A 20,604-nucleotide genomic window follows, 5' to 3' on the forward strand; every position below is an offset into this window, starting at 1 on the left:
CTAGACGTCTACCCTCGCGGCGTGCCGAGGCCCTGCTTGTTGGTCCGTGGTTCGCTCAGACTTACGAACTACGAACGGCCAAGTGGTTGGAAGCCGCCAAGAAGCGAGCCAGTTCGCCAATCCGGACAGGCAGGTCGTGCAATCCCATCTCGACTGGGCCGTGCCATTCGGCCATCACTTCGCGAGCGATCCTCTCCTTGCGCGGCGCTTTGATACCAGTGCTACGGTGTGAAAGCGGATTTGACCTCAGCGACGCTCTAATTGTTCGAGCGCTCGGGTGCACTTTTGAAACGGCTCGTTGCAGGATGTCTCCAGGAACGTAGTTCTCTATTGTGTATCCCGCAGTAACCCATGCGAGCCCACCACCGGCCCTCACCTCCTCAATGACGCGCAACTTTGCTTGATTCAGTTGCGCGTTGGGCTTGGTCATGTCCGAGTCGATCACTATCGCGACGTTCCTGTTAAGCCTTTGCAGCTGAACGAACTCCTCGACGTCATCGAGGTCGTGTCCGGCGAGATGCCGGAGCAGACTCCCGCCGTAGAACATTATCGAGTAGTGAACCCCCTCTACGAGCGAGGGGTCACATTTCTTGAGCCAGGCGCCGATGTAGGTCCTATCCGACGGCCCTTCCACCCACACGACAGCATTCGCCTGCACTAAATCGGACGCCCTATACCCAAGGTCGACTGCGATGTGCGCGAGCTCGCCAGGTCGCTTAGCCGTCGCGAGGGAGGACCCGGTCGAGTCAGCCTTGACGTGAAAGATGGTTGCATGATTGGTGTCGAGCATGTGAGCCGAATGCGTGGCGACGACATACTGGTTGGATGTGTGCTCGTATAGATACCTCAACAACTTGCGCTGAAGCAGCGGATGCATGTGCACTTCAGGCTCTTCGATGCAGACAAGGGTGTCAGCAAGAACAGTCGCGGCCGTCGCAAGGATCACAACCTGGTGAAGGCCAGTGCCATAGTGCTCCAATGGGAGCCAGCGTCCGTCATCGACAATATTCAAGGTTGAACGATCATGTGGGACCCTCAACTCGAGGGAGTCGTTCTCGAACACGTCCCGGACGAAAGCCTGCACCGCGTCGAACCTTGCCCGCTCGTGCGCCCTCGCAGCACTCGGGCTCTCCAGGAGCGCCAACCTGGAAATGAGTCCTTGCCCGTCATGTTCCGCCGCGCCTTCCATCGTCTCACCGATGCGCCGCAGTGCAGAGATGGATACAACCCGCGGCGCGCTCCCCAGGGGATTCAGATGGTTTAGAACGCGACGGATATCTTCAACCTCCCCGCCGCCACCGATGTTCGCAAGCTCCGACGATGCGTTCCTGGCCCAGCCTGCGGGCAATTGAGACTGCAAGCGTCTCAGATACGAATCGTCCAAGGTTGGATTTCCGCCCTCGCGGGGGATCGCGTACTCCGCCCACACGTAACCGTCTTCGCCCGTCGGTGAGGACGCGCGAAGGACCTGCTCGACACTCACGCTCCGCATCAGACCTCGCGACGCCAGGCGTGCGAACGTCCGCTCGATGTTGGGTGCGGTAGAAGGGACCGCTACGGCAAACCGAGGTTGACCGTTGTCCTGGCCAATCGGGAAGTCGAGTTCTCCCCATGCCTTCGCGCCAGGCGTCAAGGCGGCAGCGAGGAAGCGAAGAACGTTCGACTTCCCAGCATTGTTTTGCCCAGCAACAAGGTTCACCTTGGTGAGGGGGCCCATCACCTGCATCGAGTCAAACGAGAACGATCGGAAACCACTCAATCCGAATCCACCAAGTTGCAGCATCGGAGGATGCTGGCAGGTGGAACCGACGCCAGGGTCGCGACACGCCGCCGACGCGAGGCAGTGCTACACGGCAGCCCTGGCTCGCTACCGACGTCAGGCGGTGCGCTCGAGCGCGGTCGTGACCAGCGCGAGCAGGGCCTCGCCGTACGCGTCCGCGGGCGTGTCCGCCGAGAACACGCGCGCGGGCTGACCGGTCACCTCGATGAGGACCTGGTAGGTGCCGTCCGTCGAGCGCGCGAGGCTGCGGAACGTGCCGCCGAGCAGCTCGCGCAGCTGGTCCTCCCGCGGCAGCCACAGCGCGTCCTCCTGGCGCACGGAGTCCAGCGCCCACTCGGTCGTGCCGTTGAAGCCGAGGATCGTGCCCGTCGGGTACTCGTGCGGCTCGACGACCATGTCGGAGATCGTGAACACCTCGCCGTCGAGGTCGGCGCCCTGGATCGCGAAGCGGTCGCCGGGACGCGGCTGCCAGCGCAGGCCCGCGGCCTGCAGGGCGATGGCCAGGTCCGTGGAGATCATCTGCCCAGTATCGACGCCCCGTCCGACGGCGCCACCGCGGGGCCCCTCCTCCCCGCGGCGGCGCCTGCCCGGGCCGGTCAGCGGGTGCTGAACGCCGCGTCGAACGCCGCGGACGGCGGGTCGAAGAGGTTCGCGCGGACGAACGCGAGCGCCTCCGGCGCACCGACGAGGCGGTCCATGCCGGCGTCCTCCCACTCCACCGACACGGGCCCGTCGTAGCCGATCGCGTTGAGCGCGCGGAACGACGGCTCCCACGGCACGTCGCCGCGGCCGGTCGAGACGAAGTCCCAGCCGCGGCGCGGGTCGGCCCACGGCAGGTGCGACGACAACCGGCCGTTGCGGCCGTTGCCGAGGCGCAGCTTCACGTCCTTGCAGTCCACGTGGTAGATCCGGTCGGAGAACTCGAGCAGGAAGTCGACCGGGTCGAGCTCCTGCCAGACGAAGTGGCTGGGGTCCCAGTTGAGGCCGAACGCCTCGCGGTGGCCGATGGCCTCGAGCGCGGCGACCGTGGTCCACCAGTCGTAGGCGATCTCGGACGGGTGCACCTCGTGGGCGAACCGCACGCCGACCTCGTCGAAGACGTCGAGGATCGGGTTCCAGCGGTCGGCGAAGTCCCGGTAGCCCGCCTCGACGAGGTCGGCGGAGACCGGCGGGAACATCGCGACGTACTTCCAGATCGACGACCCGGTGAAGCCGACGACGGTCTTCACCCCGAGCCTCGCCGCGAGGCGCGCGGTGTGCTTCATCTCCTCGGCCGCGCGCTGCCGCACGCCCTCGGGGTCGCCGTCGCCCCACACCCGGTCGGACAGGATGTCGCGGTGCCGGGCGTCGATCGGGTCGTCGCAGACCGCCTGGCCCTTGAGGTGGTTGGAGATGGCCCAGACCTTCAGGCCGTACCTCTCCAGGACGGCGAGCCGGTCCGCGACGTAGTCGTCGTCGTCCCAGCGCCACGGGTCCAGGTGGTCGCCCCAGCAGGCGATCTCGAGGCCGTCGTAGCCCCACCCCGACGCGAGGCGCGCGACCTCCTCGAACGGCAGGTCGGCCCACTGGCCGGTGAACAGGGTGATCGGGCGGGCCATGCGCTCACTCCTCCGTCGGGTCGTCGGACGCGCCGGCGGGGGCCGGCACCTCGGTCCAGGTGCTGCGGTCGGCGGCCGAGCGCTCGACCGCGTCGAGGACGCGCTGCACCTGCAGGCCGTCGGCGAACGACGGCCGCGGCTGGCGGTGGTCGGCGACGTCGCGCACCAGGTCCACGGCCTGGTGCGTGAACGCGTGCTCGTAGCCGAGCCCGTGGCCCGCCGGCCACCACGCACCCACGTACGCGTGCTCGGGCTCCGTGACGACGACCCGCCGGAAGCCCGCCTCCCACGCCGGCTGGCTCGCGTCGAAGTAGTGCAGGACGTTCATGTCCTCGAAGTCGAACGCGAGAGAGCCCGCGGAGCCGTTGATCTCGAGGCGGATGGCGTTCTTGCGGCCGTACGCGAAGCGCGTCGCCTCGAACGTCGCGAGGCCCCCGCCGGACAGCCGGGCCAGGAACACGGCGGCGTCGTCCACCGTGACCGGACCCGTCGCCCCGTCGGCGGCCCCGGTACCCGAGAGCCCGGAGGACGAGGCGGCGAGCGGGCGCTCCCGCACGAACGTCTCCAGCACCGCCGACACGCCGGTCAGGTGCTCCCCCGTGACGAACTGCGCGAGGTCGACGACGTGCGCGCCGATGTCACCGAGCGCGCCGGAGCCGGCCTTCGTCCGGTCCAGCCGCCACGACAGCGGCGCCTGCGGGTCGGCGATCCAGTCCTGCAGGTACTGCGCGCGCACGTGCCGCACGGTGCCGATGCGTCCCTCGTCGACGAGCCGCTTCGCGAGCTGCACGGCCGGCACCCGCCGGTACGTGAAGCCGACCATCGCAAGCGCCCCCGCGGACCGGGCCGCCTCGGCGGCGCGGACCATCGTCTCGGCCTCCTCGACCGAGTTCGCGAGGGGCTTCTCGCACAGCACGTGCTTGCCGGCCTCGAGCGCCGCGACGGCGATGTCGGCGTGCGTGTCGCCCGGCGTGCAGACGTCGACCAGGTCGACGTCCTCGCGGGCGACCAGCGCCTTCCAGCTCGTCTCGGTGTCGCGCCAGCCGAGGCGGTCGGCGGCCGCGCGGACCGCCTGCTCGTCGCGGCCCGCGACGACGGCCATGTCCGGTGCGAGCGGCAGGTCGAAGAAGCGGGGGGCGGTGCGCCAGGCGTGCGAGTGGGCGACGCCCATGAAGGCGTACCCCACCATGCCGATGCCCAGGCGCGGGCGGGTGTCTGCCACGGGTCCTCCTCGTGGGTCGTGCCGCCGGGCGGGCGGGGTGCCGCCCGCCCGGCGTGCGGGTCAGGACTCGAAGGCCGTCGGCAGGTACTCGTCCACGTTCGCCTTGGTGACGACCGGGGCGTACAGCTGGATCGTGCGCGGCACCTCCACCTCGACCAGGTCGCTCATCGCCTTCTGCTGCACGAGCAGCCGGGCCAGCTTGACCCCGTCGGCGGCCTGGGTCGACGGGTAGACGACGGTGGCCTTGACCACCGAGTCGTCGGCCTCGATCGCCTCCATGACGTTCTTGGAGCCGGCGCCCCCGACCATGATGAACTCGTCGCGGCCCGCGTTCTCGATGGCCGCCATGACGCCGACGCCCTGGTCGTCGTCGTGGTTCCAGATCGCGTCGAGCTCGGGCGCCGCCTGCAGCAGGTTGGCCGCGGCCGCCTCACCGCCCTGGACGGTGAAGTCCGCGGCGACGCGGTTGCCGACCTCCAGGCCGCACTCGGCCAGCGCGTCGGCGAAGCCGCGGCTGCGGTCCTGCGTCAGCGGCAGGGAGTCGATGCCGGCGATCTCGGCGACCTTCGCGTCGGGCTGGTCGCCCAGCTGCTCGCAGATGTACTGCCCCGCGCTGACGCCCATGCCGTAGTTGTCGCCCAGCACCGTGGTGCGCGCGGCGTTCGGGTCGTCGAACTCGCGGTCGACGTTGACGACGACGATGCCGGCCTCCATGGCCTGCAGCGCGACCTCGGTGAGCGCGGCGCCGTCGAACGGCAGCAGCACGATGGCGTCGACGCCGTCGTTGATGAACTGCTCGATCTGGCTGATCTGCAGGTTCACGTCGTTGGTGGCCTCGGCCTGGACCAGCTCGACGTCCTCGTACTTCTCCGCCTCGGCGACGGCGGCGCGCGTGATCGCGCCCATCCAGCCGTGGTCGGCGGCCGGCGCCGAGAAGCCGATCGTCACGGTGTCGCCGGGCTCGTCGTTCTCGGTGCCGGGCACGGCGGCCTGGGCGCCGGAGCCCTCGTCGGCGGTGTCCTGGGGCTGGTTGGACGTGCAGCCGGTCACCACGAGGGCGAGCGCGGCGGCGGTGCCGGCCATGGTGAGCCAGCGGCGGCGCAGGGGTGCAGACATGACGATCCTCCTCGATCGGGGTGCTGCAGGGGGTGTGCGGACGTGCAGGGGTGTGGCGCGCGTCAGGTGGCGCGGGAGCGAGACCGCTCGGCGAGGCGCTGCTGGAGCAGCACGGCGGCGACGATGATCACGCCCCGGAAGATCGCCTGCGCCGAGATGGACAGGTTGTTCTGCGTGAAGACGTTGGTCAGCGTCGTGAAGATCAGGACGCCCAGCACGGTGCCGACGATGCTGCCGCGGCCGCCGGCGAGGAGCGTCCCGCCGACGACGACGGCGGCGATGGCGTCGAGCTCGTAGTAGAGGCCGTTCGTGGACGACCCGGCCGTGGTGCGGCCGAGGAACATGACACCGCCGATGCCTGCCGTCAGGCCCGAGAGCGCGTACAGGTACATGGTGTGCCGCTTGACGTTGATGCCGGCGAGCCGCGCGGCCTCGGGGTTCCCGCCGACGGCGATCGTGCGACGACCGAAGGTCGTCCGGTTGAGCAGCACCCAGCCGACGACCGCCACCACCGCGAAGATCCACACGAGCACCGGCACGCCGAGCACGTCCTGCCGGAAGGCGTCGAGGAAGGCCGGCACGCGGACGACCTGCGTCTGGCGGTTGGCGATCACCTCGGCGAGACCGCGCGCGGCGACCATCATGGCGAGCGTCGCGATGAACGCGACGACCCTGCCGTAGGCGATGAGCACGCCGTTCACCAGCCCGGCGCCGAGCCCGACCGCGAGCGCGGTGAAGACGATCACGACCCAGTGGAAGTCCTGCGCCATGGCCTGCGTCGCCAGCGTGGACGCCCACACGGACGACAGGCCGATGACGGACCCGACGGACAGGTCGATGCCGCCGGCGGTGATGACGAACGTCATGCCGACGGAGACGACGCCGAGGACGGCCGCGAGCCGCAGGATGGTCATGAGGTTGTCGACGCTCGCGAACCGCTCCCCGGCGGTCGCCACGCCGACGGCGCAGACGAGCACGAGGGCGATGACGAGGCCGAGGTTGCGGCCCGCGGCTCCGCGCAGCGGGTTGCGGCGCCCCGGGGCGGCGGCGCTCGCCTCCTCGACGCGCGCGGACTCGTCGGCGGGCACGGGGGCCGCCAGGTACTGGTCGCTCACGCGGCACTTCCTTCCATGACGAGGTCGAGCACGCGGTGCTCGTCGATCTCGGACGCCGGCCCGGTGTGGACCACGCGCCCCTCGGACAGGACGAGGACGCGGTCGGCGAGGCCGAGCACCTCGTCGATCTCGCTGGAGACCACGACGACGGCCGTGCCGGCCGCGGCGAGGCGCGCGATGAGCGCGTAGATCTCGGCGCGCGCGCCGACGTCGACGCCGCGCGTGGGCTCGTCGAGCAGCAGGACCCGGCAGCCGTGGACGAGCCAGCGGGCCAGCAGGACCTTCTGCTGGTTGCCGCCGGAGAGGGTGCGGGCGGCGCGGTCGGGGTCCGCCGGCCGCAGGTCGAGCGCGGTGACCTGCTCGTCGGCGACGCGACGCTCGGCCGCCTCGTCGAGGAACGGCCCCCGCGCCGTGCGGGCGAACGACGAGAGCGTGATGTTGCGGTACACCGGCTCGTCGAGCAGCAGGCCCTGGCTCTTGCGCTCCTCGGGGCACAGGCCGATGCCGGCCCGGACCGCGGCGCCGACGGAGCCGGCGTGCACCGGGCTCCCGTCGACGCTGACCCGGCCGGCGTGCGGGCGGCGCGCGCCGAAGACGGTCTCGAGGACCTCCGACCGGCCGGAGCCGACCAGGCCCGCGAGCCCGACCACCTCGCCGGCGCGCACGTCGAACGAGACGTCGGCGAAGGCGCCGCGCACTGTGAGGTCCTCGACCCGCAGGACCACGGGCGCGTCGTCGGGGACGGGCGGGCGGCGCGGGATGGCGTACTCCACGGTGCGGCCGGTCATGAGGCGGATGAGGTCGGCCGTGGGGGTGGTCGCGGCGGGCAGGCCCTGGGCGACCGTCCGGCCGTCCTTGAGGACGGTGATGCGGTCGCCGATCTGGCGGATCTCCTCCAGGCGGTGGGAGATGTAGACGATCGCCACGCCCTGCGCGGTCAGCTCGCGCACGACGCGGAAGAGGTTGGCGACCTCCTCGCTGTCGAGCACCGCCGAGGGCTCGTCCATGACGATGACCCGGGCGTCGTGCGAGAGCGCGCGCGCCATGCTGACGACCTGCTTGCCGGCGGCCGGGAGCGTGCCGACCTCGCGGTGCGGCGACAGCTCGGGGTGCCCGAGGCGGCGCAGCAGCTCGCGGCTCCGCTGGGCGGCGGCGCGACGCTGCGTGAACCCGCGGGACGCGAGCTCGTGCCCGAGGTAGACGTTCTCGGCGACCGAGAGCCCGTCGACGACGTCGAGCTCCTGGTACATCGTGGCGACGCCGAGGCACAGGCCCGCGACGGGGTGGGTGATCGTGACCGGGGTGCCGTCGAGGACGATCTCCCCCTCGTCGGGCTGGTGGGCGCCGGCGAGCACCTTGACGAGCGTGGACTTGCCCGCGCCGTTCTGGCCGAGCAGGCAGTGCACCTCCCCCGCGCGGACCTCGAGGTCGACGCCGTCGAGGGCCCGGGCGCCGGGGAACTGCTTGACGATCCCGCGCATGCGCAGGATCGCGTCGGTAGGTGCGGCGGCGGCCGCCGTGCGGTCCTCGTTGACCATGCGGAGGAACGTACGACCACTTCTGTCGACGGTCAAGCAAAAGTTGTGCGTGGAGTGGCAGAGTTATCTCATCGTGACGCACCGAAGCGCGGGCGCCACGAGGAGGAGGGGACACTGTGCGCATGGACGAGCCGCTGCGGACGACGCGCTCCCCCGGCATCGGCGACCTGCTGCAGCTCCTGCGCGACGGCCGCCCCCGCACACGCTCCGACCTCGCGGCCGTCACCGGCCAGGCCCGGTCCACCGTCGCCGCCCGGGTCGACGCGCTGCTCGCCACCGGCCTCGTCGCCCCCGCCGGGGCGAGCTCGTCGACCGGCGGCCGCCCGCCCGCGACGTTCGCGTTCAACCCCGCGGCCGAGGTCGTGCTCGCCGTCGACCTCGGCGCCACGCACGCCCGGCTCGCCGTCACCGACCTCGCCGGCACGGTCCTCGCCGAGCACGGCGAGGCCATCACGATCGCCGACGGCCCCGACCCGGTGCTGCGCCACGTCGCCGACCTCGGGCACCGGCTGCTGCGCGACGCGGACCGTCCCGCCGCCGACCTCGCCGCCGTGGGCGTCGGCCTGCCGGGCCCGGTCGAGCACGCGAGCGGACGCCCCATCAACCCGCCGATCATGCCGGGCTGGGACGACGCCGACGTCCCGGGCGTCCTCGGCGGGCTCCTCGACGCGCCCGTGCTCGTCGACAACGACGTCAACATCATGGCCGTCGGCGAGCACACCACCTGCTGGTCCGGCGTGGCCGACCTGCTGTTCGTCAAGGTCGCCACCGGCATCGGCGCCGGCATCATCACCGACGGCCGGATCCGGCGCGGCGCGCAGGGCGCCGCCGGGGACCTCGGGCACATCGCCGTACCCGGCGGGTCCGACCGTCCGTGCCGCTGCGGCAACACCGGCTGCCTCGAGGCCGTCGCGTCCGGTCAGGCGCTCGCCGCCGACCTCGCGGCGCGCGGGCTGCCCACCGCCACCAGCGGCGACGTCGTCGGGCTCGTCCGCGCCGGCGACCTCGCCGCCGCGGCCGCCCTCCGCGAGGCCGGGCGCAGCATCGGCGCCGTCCTCGCCGCGACGGTGAGCATGCTCAACCCGTCCGTGATCGTCATCGGCGGCCGCGTGGCCGAGGCCGGCGAGCACCTGCTCGCGGGCATCCGGGAGGTCGTGTACGCGCGGTCCCTGCCGCTCGCGACGCAGCACCTGCGGATCGTCGCGTCGCGCACGGGCGAGCGGGCGGGCGTGCTGGGCGCGTCGGCGATGGCGGCGGAGCACGTGCTGTCCCCCGCGGCGGTCGACGCGCGGCTGACCGCGCCGGCGGCGGTCGCGGCGCGCTGACGCGCCGGGCGCCGACCGGCCCGTCGCGCCCGGTCAGCAGGTGCCCGCGTCGCCGCCCGTCGGCTGCCGCCGGTACGCGTAGCGGTGCGCCGGGACGAACCCGAGGCCCGCGTACAGGGCGCGGGCCTCGCCGTTCTCCACCTCGACCTGCAGGAACGCGCGCGACGCGCCGCGGTCCGCGGCGGCCTCGATCGCCGCGACCGTGAGCGCCCGGCCCAGGCCCTGCCGGCGCGCGGCCGGCGCCACCTGCAGGCACGACAGCGCGGCCCAGCCGTCCGCGACCGCGGCGCGGACGATCGCGAGCGGAGCACCGCCACCGTCCGTCGCCGTCAGGTAGGCGGCGGGTGCGCCCGTGAGGATCCGCCGGCCGACGTCCTGCCGGCCGCCCTTCGACGCGACCCAGGTGCCGAGCCAGGCGTCGTCCGGCGCGTCCGCCACGGCGAGCGCGACGCCCGGCGGCAGCGCGACCGGTGCACCGGCCGCGACGTCCGGTCGGACGAGCACGTCGGTCACGCTGCCCGCGTCGTAGCCGCGCGCGTCGAGCTCGACACCAAGGCCGGGTGCGGCCCCGGGGTCGCCCACGCGGAAGACCGCGGGCTGCCCCGCCGCGGCGTAGAGCGCCTCGACGGCGTTCACCGCTGCCGCCAGGTCGTCGGGGACCCCCAGCGGCAGGACCGAGTTCGCGCGCTGCGTGAACCCGTGGGACAGGCCGACGTGCCACGGCCCGACCCGCTCGACGCGCACCGGCGGCCAGGTCGCGGCCTCCGTGCGGGCGCCCGGCGTGGCCGGCACGTCCCACGTGTAGACGAGCATCGGCAGCGCGCCGACCGCCCAGTCGCGCTCCGGGGTGCGCACCCAGCCCAGCCGCTCGTACAGCCGCTGCGCGGTCCGCATCGCCTCCAGCGTCGTCAGCACCGCACCACGGGCCCCCGTCGCGGCGCCCTCCGCGAGCGCGGCGCGCACGAGCTCGGCCGCCACACCCCGCCCGCGCGCGTCGTGGCGGACGGCGAGCATCCGCAGCTCGACCTCGCCGTCGCGGGCGATCTCGGCGAAGGGCGTCCCGGCCGGCGCGAGGGTGATCGTGCCCACGACCTCCTCCGCTCCGCCCTCGCCCGGCACCGTCGCCACGAGCACGTGCGCCTGCGCGACCCGGCGGGCGGCGTCGCGCAGCTCCGCGACGTACGGCGACGTCGGCGGGACGAGCCCGTCCCGGACGTACACGTCGGCCACGAGCGCGCCGAGCGCGTCGGCGTCCTCGGGGCGGGCGCGGCGCACCCGTACGGGCCGGTGCAGACCGGCCCGCGCGGCGGGCAGCACGTCGTTCGTCACGGTCGTTGTCCTCTCGTCCCGGGCACGCGGCCCGGGATCGGTGTCACTCGTACAGCCGGCGGTAGCGCGACGCCCAGCACAGCGCGTCGACGGCCGTGTCGTCCAGCCACGGGTGCCGAACCCGGATCCGCTCGGCGAACGCCGGCACGAGACTGCGGGCGACCGCGTCGGCGGCGGGCACGTCGATCTCCTCCGCCTCGGCGAGCAGCCGCTCGACGAGCGCGCGCAGGTCGTCCGCGCGGCCGGCGGGCGCGATCGGCGCGAGGACGTCGGGGCGCACGGTCGGACGTGTGCCGGAGCCGCGGCCGACGTAGGCGACGACCGCACGGTTCACGAGCGCCGCGCCGAGTGCGGCGACGTCCCCGGGGTCGGCGGCGGACGTCACCAGTCCTGGCCCAGCACGACGACGGCCGCGACGAGCGCGACCAGGACCAGCACCGCCCCGCCGGCCACGTACACCCAGCCGAGCGTGCCCCAGACCCGCAGCTCCTGCGGCGTCTGCGCGACCGCCGGCCGGCGCGGGTCGACGTGGACCGTGAGGGACTCCCCGACCGCCGGCAGCGGTCCGAGGACGAAGCGCGTGGTGCGGCCCCGGTACCGGTAGGGCCGCCCGTCGACGTGGTAGCCGAGCTCCACGTGCCGCGCGTCGACGCCCAGGACGCTCGCCCGCACCGGCGCCGACCGCAGCTCCCGGTCCCGGCCGGTGCGGACGATCCACCCACCGCCGACCGCCAGCGCCGTCCCGGCCAGGAATGCCAGTCCGAGCGCTCCCCACAGCAGACCCATGCGTACGTCTCCTTCGATCTCGTCGTGCGTCCTCAGCGGTGCCTGTCCCCGGTCCGGCCGGCGCGGGTCGCCCCGGCGTCAGGTTGTCGCGTCAGGTTGTCGCGCCCACCCGCAGCGTCACCCACTCGGCGAGCTCGCCGACCGCCCGGCCGACCGACGCCGGCGCGCTGTCGAGCGGGACACGCCCGCCGAACAGCGAGTACAGGTGCCGGCCGGCACCGACGTCGACGGAGCGCGCGAGCGCACGCTCCGGCCCGCGGAGCGCGACGTGGGCGCTCACCCGGCGCCGGATGCCGAGGGCCAGGCCCTCCACGTCGTCGTCGCGCCGCCGGCCGAGCACCGCCCAGTCCGTGCCGAGGGACTGCGCGAGGGCCTGCTCGACGCCCGCGAGGCCCGGGTCCTGCGCGTACCCGCGCAGGGCGGTGCCGGCTCCGCGCGGGTCGCGCCGGTAGCGCGTCAGGTAGGCGTCCGGGAGCGTCGCGGACGCACGGTCGCGGGCCTGCACGAGCACGTCACGCACCGCGCGGGCGGGGTCGTCGCCCTCCGCCGCGAGCTCCAGCGACGGGGCCCCGAACCCGTCGAGCCGGGCCCACGCGCCGCCCGGGCGCACCCCCACCGTGACGACGTACGCGCCGAGCAGCACGCCCTCCGCCGCCGTCGACGCCGAGCGCAGCCGCGGCTCCGCGACGTCGTCGCCCAGCACCGCGACCATCGCGTCGGCGCACCACCCGGCCCACTCGAGCGCGGCTGAGGCCGCTCGCCCCTGCGGGCGCACCGCGTGCCACAGGCCGTCCGCGTGCGCGTCGCGGTCCACGAGCAGCCCGCGCTCCGTGAGCACCTCGAGCTGGCGGGCCAGCACGCCGTCGTCCGGGACCGTGCACGGGTCGACCGGGAACGTCACCGGCTTCCCCGACGCCACCGCGTCCTCGACGAACGGCACCACGTACGCGTCGACGTACTGCTCGACGGAGAGGTCCTGCTCGGCCCGCTCCCGAGCCGCCTGCGGCAGGTGGAGGGTGGTCGCAGGCTCGGGAGCGAGGTCCAGGAGCTCCCGGCAGAACTCGTGCAGCACCGCGAGCCGGTGGCGCACCGCCTCGAGGTTCGACCCGCCCCACAGGTACTCCCCGGGCAGCACGCTGACGCCCGCGCCCGTCGGCAACGTCAGCCCGGCCACGACGTTCCGCCGGGGCAGCTCGAACCCGACGGTCAGGTCCAGCGTGCCGTGGACGCGGTGACGCACGGCCTCGAAGGAGGGGTCCACGAGGGGCACCGGGGCGTCGACGGCGTCCCCGAACTCGGCCCGGACGAGGCGTTCGACCTCGTCGAGCGACGTCAGGTCGCCGCCGCCGCGCCGGGCGTCCGCGCGCGGCCTGGCCGCACGGCGCTCGAGCCAGCCCAGGTACCGCCCGGGCAGCCGTGTCCGCGCGAGCTCCAGCGCCTGGGCCACGACGGCGTCCGCCGCGGCCGCCCACGGCCCCTCGACCCGCCGCAGGTCGACGACCTGCCCGGGCCCGGTCGTCACGCTGCCGGTGGCAGCCCCGTCCTCGAGCCGGACCCGGAACGGGAGGGCGTGGAACAGCTCGCCCTCGAACGTCGTGCCGTCGCCGCTCACCGCACCGGACGTCACGACGGCGCCGCCGACCCGCTCGGGCGTCGCGACGAGCCGGTACAGGTCGCCGGGGCGAGCGGGCCGGTCGGCAGCCGCAGCACCGTCCGCAGCGACGTCCTGCTCCCCCGCCGCAGCGCCCGCGTCCGCCGCGGCGGCCCGCGCCTCGACCTCGTCCCCCGTCATGCCGGCGAACAGGCCCCCGCGCTGGGCCTCCTCGAACCCCTCCCGGGGCGACCGCGTCACCGGCTCGGCGCCGGCGGTCCCCCGGGTGGGCACGTCGTCCGCCGGGGCCGGTGCCCAGGGGCGGCCGAGCCGCTCGAGCTCCTCGAAGAACACGGCGCGGGCGGCGACCAGGTCGCGCGTGCGGACGCGCTCACGGTCACGACCCATGTCGCGGTACGTGACGACGTAGTGGTCGCCCTCCCGGCCGATGACGACGACCTCGCTGCTCGCCGTCGTGGGGACGCCCCGGACGACGAAGTCCGTGCCGTACACGTAGCCGCGCCGCTCCGCGTCCTGCTGGAGGGCGACCAGCTCGGGCGCCGGAGCGTGGTCGGCGCTCACGTCGCCGGCACGCCGACGACGACGGCCCCTGCCGTGCCCGTGCGAGCAGCGGGGACGGCGCCGGGACCGCCCGTGCGCGAGCCGGCCGTCGTCATCCGACCGGCTCCGTCAGCTCGTCCCCGCCGCCGCCCGCGGCGAGCCCGACCGCCGACGGACCGCCCGCGAGCAGCGCCACGAACCCCGCCTCGTCGAGGATCCGCAGGCCGAGCTCGATCGCCTTGGCCTCCTTCGAGCCCGCGTTCTCCCCCACGACCACGAAGTCCGTCTTCTTCGACACGCTGCCGGACGCCTTGCCGCCGCGGGCGATGATCGCCTCCTTCGCGCCGTCGCGGCTGAAGCCCTCGAGCGAGCCCGTGACGACGACCGTCAGGCCCTCGAGCGTCCGGGCCGTCGCGGTGTCGACCGCGTCCTCCATGACCACGCCCGCCTCCGCCCACCGGTCGACGATCTCGCGGTGCCACGGCTCGGCGAACCAGTCGAGCAGCGACTGGGCGATGGTCGGCCCGACGCCCTCGACGCCCGACAACCGCTCGGCAGCGCGCGCCCGCCAGGCGCCTCGCGGGTCGGCCGGCGCCGGCTCGTCCGCGCCGTCCGTCCCGGTCGCGCTCGTCGCGCCGTCGACCTGCTCGGCGTCGACCACGGCGGCCTCGTCCGCCGCGGTCGGCTCCGCCCACCCGGCGTCGGTCCGGGTCGGGTCGACCACGTCGCGCAGCGCGTCCATCGAGCGGAACTCCTGCGCCAGGGCCCGGGCCGCGGTCGGCCCGACGTTGCGGATCGACAGCGACACGAGCACGCGCCACAGGTCCTTCGCCTTCGCGGCGTCGAGCTGGTCGAGCAGCGTCCGGGCCGACTCCGACGGCTCCCAGTCCCGCAGCGTCCGGCCCTCGGCCGCTGCGGCCGCCAGCGCGGCCTTCGTGTGCTTGAGCGTGCGCCGGAACGGCGCCCGCCGCCGCACGCGCCCGTCCTCGTCCTCGCGCGGGAGCCCCGTCTCGGGGTCGCGGACGACGACCTCGACCTGGGCCAGCAGCGCCGTCGACCGCGCGCGGACGCGCGCCACCTCCTCCGCCGGGGCGTCGAGCGGGTAGCCGACCAGGTCGAACAGGTACGCCTCGTTCGGCACGGGTGGGTCCGCCGGGACCTCCGGCTGGGTGAGCGCCGCCGCGGTGACCTCGCCGAGCGCCTCGATGTCGAGCCCGCCGCGGGACCCGATGTGCTCGACCCGACCGCGCACCTGCGCGGGGCACGTGCGGGCGTTCGGGCAGCGCAGGTCCACGTCGCCCTCGCGCATGGGCCGCAGCGGCGTGCCGCACTCGGGGCAGTCGGCGGGCATCACCCAGGCGGGCGGCCGCTCCTCGGTGTCCGGCTGCGGGACCCGTCCCACGATCTCGGGGATGACGTCGCCCGCCTTGCGCAGCACCACGGTCTCGCCCGGGCGCACGTCCTTGACGCGGACGACCTCCTGGTTGTGCAGCGTCGCCTGCCGCACCGTCGAGCCCGACACCACGACCGGCTCCATGACGCCGAACGGCGTCGCGCGGCCGGTGCGCCCGATGCCCACCTCGATCGCGAGGAGGCGGGTGTTCACCTCCTCCGGCGGGTACTTGTACGCGATCGCCCACCGCGGTGCGCGGCTCGTCGCGCCCAGCCGGCGCTGCGCGCCGCGCTCGTCGACCTTGACGACGACGCCGTCGATCTCGTGCTCCACGTCGTGCCGGTGCTCGCCGTGGTGCGCCACGAACGCCTGGACGTCGGGGAACGCGTCGAGCACGCGCGTGTGCGGCGACACGGGCACGCCCCACCCCGCCAGCAGGTCGTACACCTGGGACTGGCGCGTGATCTCCGGGCCCCCGCGCACCGCGCCGACGCCGTGCGCGTACATGCGCAGCTGCCGCGACGCGGTCACCCGCGGGTCCTTCTGCCGCAGCGACCCCGCCGCGGCGTTGCGCGGGTTGGCGAAGGGCGTCTTGCCGGCGGCCACCTGCGCGGCGTTGAGGGCCTCGAACGCCTCGACGGGGAAGAAGATCTCGCCGCGGACCTCAATGAGCTCCGGGTGCGTCGCCGGGTCGCCGGCGAGCACGTGCGGGATCGTCCGGATGGTGCGGACGTTCAGCGTGACGTCCTCGCCCGTGCGGCCGTCGCCCCGCGTCGCGGCGCGCACGAGGCGCCCCCGCTCGTACAGCAGCGCGATGGCCAGCCCGTCGATCTTCAGCTCGCACAGCCAGTGCACGTCCTGCGACTCCAGGTCGCGCACGACCCGGTCCGCCCACGCGCTCAGCTCCTCGGCCGAGAACACGTTGTCGAGCGACATCATCCGCTCGACGTGGTCGACCGCCGTGAACTCCGTCGAGAACGTGCCGCCCACGCGCTGCGTCGGTGAGTCCGGCGTGCGCAGGTCGGGGTACCGGTCCTCGAGGGCGGCGAGCTCGCGCATGCGCACGTCGTAGTCCGCGTCCGACGACGTCGGGGCGTCCCGCACGTAGTAGGCGAACTGGTCCGCCTCGATCGACGCCGCCAGCTCGCTCCAGCGGTGGCGCGCCTCGGCGGGGGCGGGGGCCGCCGCGTCCTCGCTGGTCAGGTCCGTGCCGGTGCGTGCGTCGTCCACGTGCCCATCCTGGCGCACGCCACCGACAGGCCGCCCACCGGACGCGGGCGCGTCCGGTGGGCGCCCGCCTCAGCCGTGCCGCGACGGCTGGAACGCCAGCTGGCCCTGGAACAGCCCGCGGTCGCGGCTGACCACCTGCACGCGCCCCGGGGGCGCCTGCACGGCCTTGACGCGGCCGATCAGCTGCCCCTCGTCCGGGTTGCCGGACAGCAGGATGCCCGTCGTGCCGAGGTCCGTCAGGCGCTGCAGCACCGGGTCGTACGCGGCGCGGCTGGCACCACCGGTGTGCCGCGCGACGACCACGTGCAGGCCCAGGTCCGCGGCCTGCGCGAGCAGCGGGACGATCGGCAGCAGCGGGTTGCCCTGCGACGTGGCCACCAGGTCGTAGTCATCGACCAGGATGAAGCCCTCGGCGCCCGACCACCACGAGCGGGTCCGCAGCTGCTCCGGCGTGAGGTCCGGCCCCGGCACGCGGGTGCGGAAGAACCCGGCGAGGTCCTCCATGCCGCCCTGCGTCATCTCCGCGGTCGTCAGGTACGCGCCGAGGTAGTCCTTCGGGATCTCGTCGAGCAGGCCGCGCCGGTAGTCGACGACGAAGATCTTCGCCTGCTGCGGGGTGTACAGCCGCTGCACCTCGGCGGCGAAGGTCCGCAGCAGCGACGTCTTGCCGGCGTCGGACTCGCCGTAGAGGAACAGGTGCGGCTCGTCCGCCGGGTCGAGCCCGAACGGCGCGAGCGCGTCCTCGTCGACGCCGAGCAGGATGCGCCGGTCGTCGGGACCGGCCGCGGCGCGCAGCTCCTCCAGGTGGAGCATCGTCGGCAGGAGCCGCAGCCGCGGGCCCTGCGGTCCGCGCCACGCGGCGCGGGTCCGGGCCACGAGGTCGGCGACGCCGTCGGCGAGTGTCGACGTGTCGCCCGAGCCGTCCACGCGCGGCAGCGCGCCGAGCATGTGCAGCTTCGTCGGCGTCAGGCCACGGCCCGGCATCGCCGCGGGGACGTTGGCGGCGGTCCGGCGGTCGACCTCGGAGTCGCCCGGGTCGCCGAGACGCAGCTCGAGGCGCGTGCCGATGAGGTCCTTCACCTGCGGCCGCACCTCCATCCAGCGCGTCGCCGAGATCATGACGTGCACGCCGTACGACAGGCCGCGGGCGGCGATCTGCTGGACGGTGGCCTCGAGCGCCTCGAACTCCTGGCGCAGCGTGCCCCAGCCGTCGACGACGAGGAACACGTCGCCCCAGCCGTCGTCCGCGGTGCCGGCCGCCCGGCGGGCCCGGTAGGTCTCGATCGAGTCGATCCCCTGCTCGCGGAAGTACTGCTCGCGCCGGTCGACGACGCCCGCGACCTCGGCCACCGTGCGGCGCACGGCCTCGGCCTCGGTGCGCGTCGCCACGCCCGACACGTGCGGCAGGTCGCGCAGGCCCAGGAACGTGCCGCCCCCGAAGTCGAGCACGTAGAACTGCACCTCGAGCGGCGTGCGCGTGAGCGACAGCGCGGCCACCGTCGAGCGCAGCAGCGTGCTCTTGCCGGACACCGGGCGGCCGACGACCGCCATGTGCCCCGCGGAACCGGACAGCGACACCACGAGCGGCTCGCGGCGCTGCTCGAGCGGCACGTCGACGACGCCGACCGGCACCGTGAGCGTCCCGGCGGCGCGCCACCGGTGGCTGACGAGCCCGAGCTGCGGGTCCACCGCGAGGTCGCCCAGCAGCTCGTCGAGGGAGTCGGGCGTCTCGAGCGGCGGCAGCCACACCTTGTGCGCCTGCGGGCCGCGACCCGTCATGCGGTCCACCGCGATGTCGAACGTCACCCGCTCGTCGGCACCCTCGGCGGCGACGACCGCCGGGTCCAGGACCTCGACCTGCTCGGCCTCCACCGGTGCGGCGACGCGCGCGGCCGTGAAGGTCGTGACGGCCCGCACCCCGCCGCCGTCCGCGCGCCGCGTGATCTCCTGCCGTCGCGGGGGCCGGCCCGAGACGTACGCGGCCTTGAACTGGGTCATGCCCTCGGTGCCGACCTTGAGGTAGCCGACACCGGGCTCGCGCGGCAGGTCGACCGCGTCCGGGACGCCGAGCACGGCGCGGGACTCCGCACCGGAGAACGTCCGCAGGCCGATCCGGTAGGACAGGTAGGTGTCGAGCCCGCGCAGGCGGCCCTCCTCCAGGCGCTGCGAAGCGATGAGCAGGTGCACGTGCAGCGAGCGCCCGACGCGGCCGATCGCGACGAAGCTGTCGACGAACTCGGGCTTGGCGGACAGCAGCTCGGAGAACTCGTCGACCACGACGAGCAGCGCGGGCAGCGGCGCGAGATCCGTGCGACCGCCGCGGCGCGCCTTCTCGTAGTCGCCGACGTTCGCGAAGTTGCCGGCCGCGCGCAGCAGCTCCTGCCGGCGCGTCATCTCGCCCGTGAGCGCGTCCTGGAACCGGTCGACCAGCGAGAGCTCGTCGGACAGGTTGGTGATGATCGCCGACACGTGCGGCATGCCCGCCATGCCGGCGAACGTCGCACCGCCCTTGAAGTCGACGAGGACGAAGTTCAGCTCCTCGGGCGAGTGCGTCAGCGCGAGCGCCAGCACCAGGGTGCGCAGCACCTCCGACTTGCCGGAGCCCGTGGCGCCGATGAGCACGCCGTGCGGGCCCATGCCCTGCTGGGCCGACTCCTTGAGGTCGAGCACGAGCGGCGCACCGGTCGTGTCCTGGCCGATCGGCACGCGCAGCCGGTCGCGCTCGAGCCGCCCGCGCCACGCGACGTCCAGGTCGACGTCCCGCACGTCCGGCAGGCCCAGCAGCTCCACGAGCTCGGCCTGGCCCGAGCCCCGGGCCTCGACCGCCGCCGGCCCCGAGTACAGCGGCATCAGCCGCCGTGCCGTGGCCTCGGCCTCCACCTCGCTGCACGCGTCCGGCGTGAACGCCGCGCCGGCGCCGCGTGCCTGCACGAGCTCGGCCGTGAGCGTCTCGCCGACGCGGCTCAGCGCGACGCGCGCCGCCGTCTCGTCCTCCAGCGCGGCCCAGCGCGCCGGCAGCTCGAGCACCGTCACGCCCTGGACGCCCTCGCGCAGGGCGGGGTGCGCCTGGTGCAGCGGGACGCCGTCGACGACGACGAGCACGTGGGGCCGCTCCTCGCCGCCGGGGGCGAACCGGGGCCGCTGCCCCAGGTCCGGCGGCAGCAGCTCGTCCAGGTCGGCGAAGGACCGGACGACCATGCGCGCCGGACCCGCGCCGTCCTGCACGCGCCGCGAGTGCGCGTGCGGCAGCCACTTCACCCACTCCCAGCGGGGCAGCGCCGACTCGTCCGCGACCACCGCGACGACGAGGTCCTCCGGGTGGTGCAGCGTCGCGGCACCGACGACGACCGAACGGGCGAGCGCCCGCACGTCGTCCTCGGGGCCCGTGACCTCGATCCGCGACCAGCCGTCGAGGCGCACGCCGAACGGCAGCGCCGGCACCTGCTCGTGCGTGAGCATGAACCGGTGCGCTGCCGACGCCGCGACCGGGTCGAGCTGCGCGAGCGGCGGCAGCTCGGGCGCCTCGAGCACCATGGCGGCGGGCTGGTCGGCGACACCGAGCCGCACGTCGAGGAAGTCGGCGTCCTGCGACCCGCGCTCCCACACGCGCGTGCGCTCCTCGGCGAGGAACGGCAGCGTCGCGGGCGCCGGGTACTGCCAGTGCGCCGCACGGCGCTGCTGGCGGGCAGCCGTCCGGACCGTCGCGCGCAGCTCGGTGAGGTAGGCGAGGTACTCGCGGCGCGCGTCGAGGAGCTGCGCCGCGCGCTGCGAGCGCTGCCGCCACCCGTTCGCGGCGACGAAGCCGAGGGACGACAGCAGGAACATGCCACCCGTGAGGAAGCCGGTGGGGCCCGCGTTCGAGATCGTCACCATGGCGATCGCGCCGACCGACCCGAGCATGGGCAGCAGCGACGTGAGCATCGACGACGTGTCGTCGGCGGCGGCGAGCTCCGGCGGCGGTTGGAGGGTGACGCTCCCCGACGGCACACGAGGCGGGGCGAGACGGGATCCGGGCACGGG

At 74.1% G+C, this 20,604-nt stretch carries 14 protein-coding genes; 1 reads left to right on the forward strand and 13 read right to left on the reverse strand.

The features are described from left to right. Positions 1-61: 61 nt before the first annotated feature. The 7 genes from FB586_RS18105 to FB586_RS18135 form a co-directional block, all read right to left on the reverse strand. Positions 62-1,783, reverse strand: coding sequence for an ATP-binding protein (locus FB586_RS18105; protein WP_136520719.1), 1,722 nt, complete (start codon positions 1,781-1,783; stop codon positions 62-64). Positions 1,784-1,876: 93 nt separating this feature from the next. Then, positions 1,877-2,299 (reverse strand): pilus assembly protein CpaE, encoded by a 423-nt coding sequence (locus tag FB586_RS18110; protein WP_136520720.1) that lies wholly within the window; start codon positions 2,297-2,299, stop codon positions 1,877-1,879. Positions 2,300-2,376: 77 nt separating this feature from the next. Then, positions 2,377-3,378, reverse strand: a complete 1,002-nt coding sequence (locus FB586_RS18115; protein WP_136520721.1) for a sugar phosphate isomerase/epimerase family protein — start codon at positions 3,376-3,378, stop codon at positions 2,377-2,379. Between the two features lie 4 nt (positions 3,379-3,382). Further along, positions 3,383-4,567: a Gfo/Idh/MocA family protein gene (locus FB586_RS18120; protein ID WP_136520821.1), complete on the reverse strand. Its 1,185-nt coding sequence runs from the start codon at positions 4,565-4,567 to the stop codon at positions 3,383-3,385. A gap of 93 nt (positions 4,568-4,660) precedes the next feature. Beyond that, on the reverse strand, positions 4,661-5,716 hold the full coding sequence (locus tag FB586_RS18125) for a substrate-binding domain-containing protein (protein WP_136520722.1): 1,056 nt from the start codon (positions 5,714-5,716) through the stop codon (positions 4,661-4,663). A 62-nt stretch (positions 5,717-5,778) separates the two neighbouring features. Further along, entirely contained in the window at positions 5,779-6,831 is a 1,053-nt protein-coding gene (locus FB586_RS18130) for an ABC transporter permease (protein WP_136520723.1), read from the reverse strand. Then, a complete protein-coding gene (locus FB586_RS18135; RefSeq protein ID WP_136520724.1) occupies positions 6,828-8,369 on the reverse strand; it encodes a sugar ABC transporter ATP-binding protein in 1,542 nt (513 codons plus the stop codon). The genes FB586_RS18130 and FB586_RS18135 overlap by 4 nt, the downstream gene beginning before the upstream one ends. Before the next feature lie 122 nt (positions 8,370-8,491). Here FB586_RS18135 and FB586_RS18140 point away from each other — a divergent pair, with 122 nt between their 5' ends. Further along, positions 8,492-9,694 carry an ROK family transcriptional regulator gene (locus FB586_RS18140; RefSeq protein ID WP_136520725.1) on the forward strand — a complete coding sequence of 401 codons (1,203 nt, stop codon included), beginning with the start codon at positions 8,492-8,494 and terminating at the stop codon, positions 9,692-9,694. Positions 9,695-9,727: 33 nt separating this feature from the next. On the opposite strand, the gene FB586_RS18145 is transcribed toward FB586_RS18140, so the two are convergent. The 6 genes from FB586_RS18145 to eccCa form a co-directional block, all read right to left on the reverse strand. After that, on the reverse strand, positions 9,728-11,023 hold the full coding sequence (locus FB586_RS18145; RefSeq protein WP_246036918.1) for a GNAT family N-acetyltransferase: 1,296 nt from the start codon (positions 11,021-11,023) through the stop codon (positions 9,728-9,730). A 43-nt stretch (positions 11,024-11,066) separates the two neighbouring features. Then, the gene (locus FB586_RS18150; protein WP_136520726.1) at positions 11,067-11,408 is read right to left on the reverse strand and encodes a hypothetical protein; all 342 of its coding nucleotides are present in this window, start codon (positions 11,406-11,408) and stop codon (positions 11,067-11,069) included. Then, a complete protein-coding gene (locus tag FB586_RS18155; RefSeq protein ID WP_136520727.1) occupies positions 11,405-11,809 on the reverse strand; it encodes a hypothetical protein in 405 nt (134 codons plus the stop codon). Before FB586_RS18155 ends, FB586_RS18150 begins: the two co-directional genes overlap by 4 nt. Before the next feature lie 91 nt (positions 11,810-11,900). Then, the gene (locus FB586_RS18160; protein ID WP_136520728.1) at positions 11,901-13,982 is read right to left on the reverse strand and encodes a hypothetical protein; all 2,082 of its coding nucleotides are present in this window, start codon (positions 13,980-13,982) and stop codon (positions 11,901-11,903) included. Between the two features lie 91 nt (positions 13,983-14,073). Then, positions 14,074-16,584 (reverse strand): NAD-dependent DNA ligase LigA, encoded by a 2,511-nt coding sequence (gene ligA / locus FB586_RS18165; protein WP_246036920.1) that lies wholly within the window; start codon positions 16,582-16,584, stop codon positions 14,074-14,076. A gap of 69 nt (positions 16,585-16,653) precedes the next feature. Continuing rightward, positions 16,654-20,601: a type VII secretion protein EccCa gene (gene eccCa / locus FB586_RS18170; RefSeq protein ID WP_136520729.1), complete on the reverse strand. Its 3,948-nt coding sequence runs from the start codon at positions 20,599-20,601 to the stop codon at positions 16,654-16,656. Positions 20,602-20,604: the final 3 nt, after the last annotated feature.

This window comes from Cellulomonas telluris (assembly GCF_004886325.1).
GTDB classification, from domain to species: Bacteria; Actinomycetota; Actinomycetes; order Actinomycetales; family Cellulomonadaceae; genus Cellulomonas; species Cellulomonas telluris.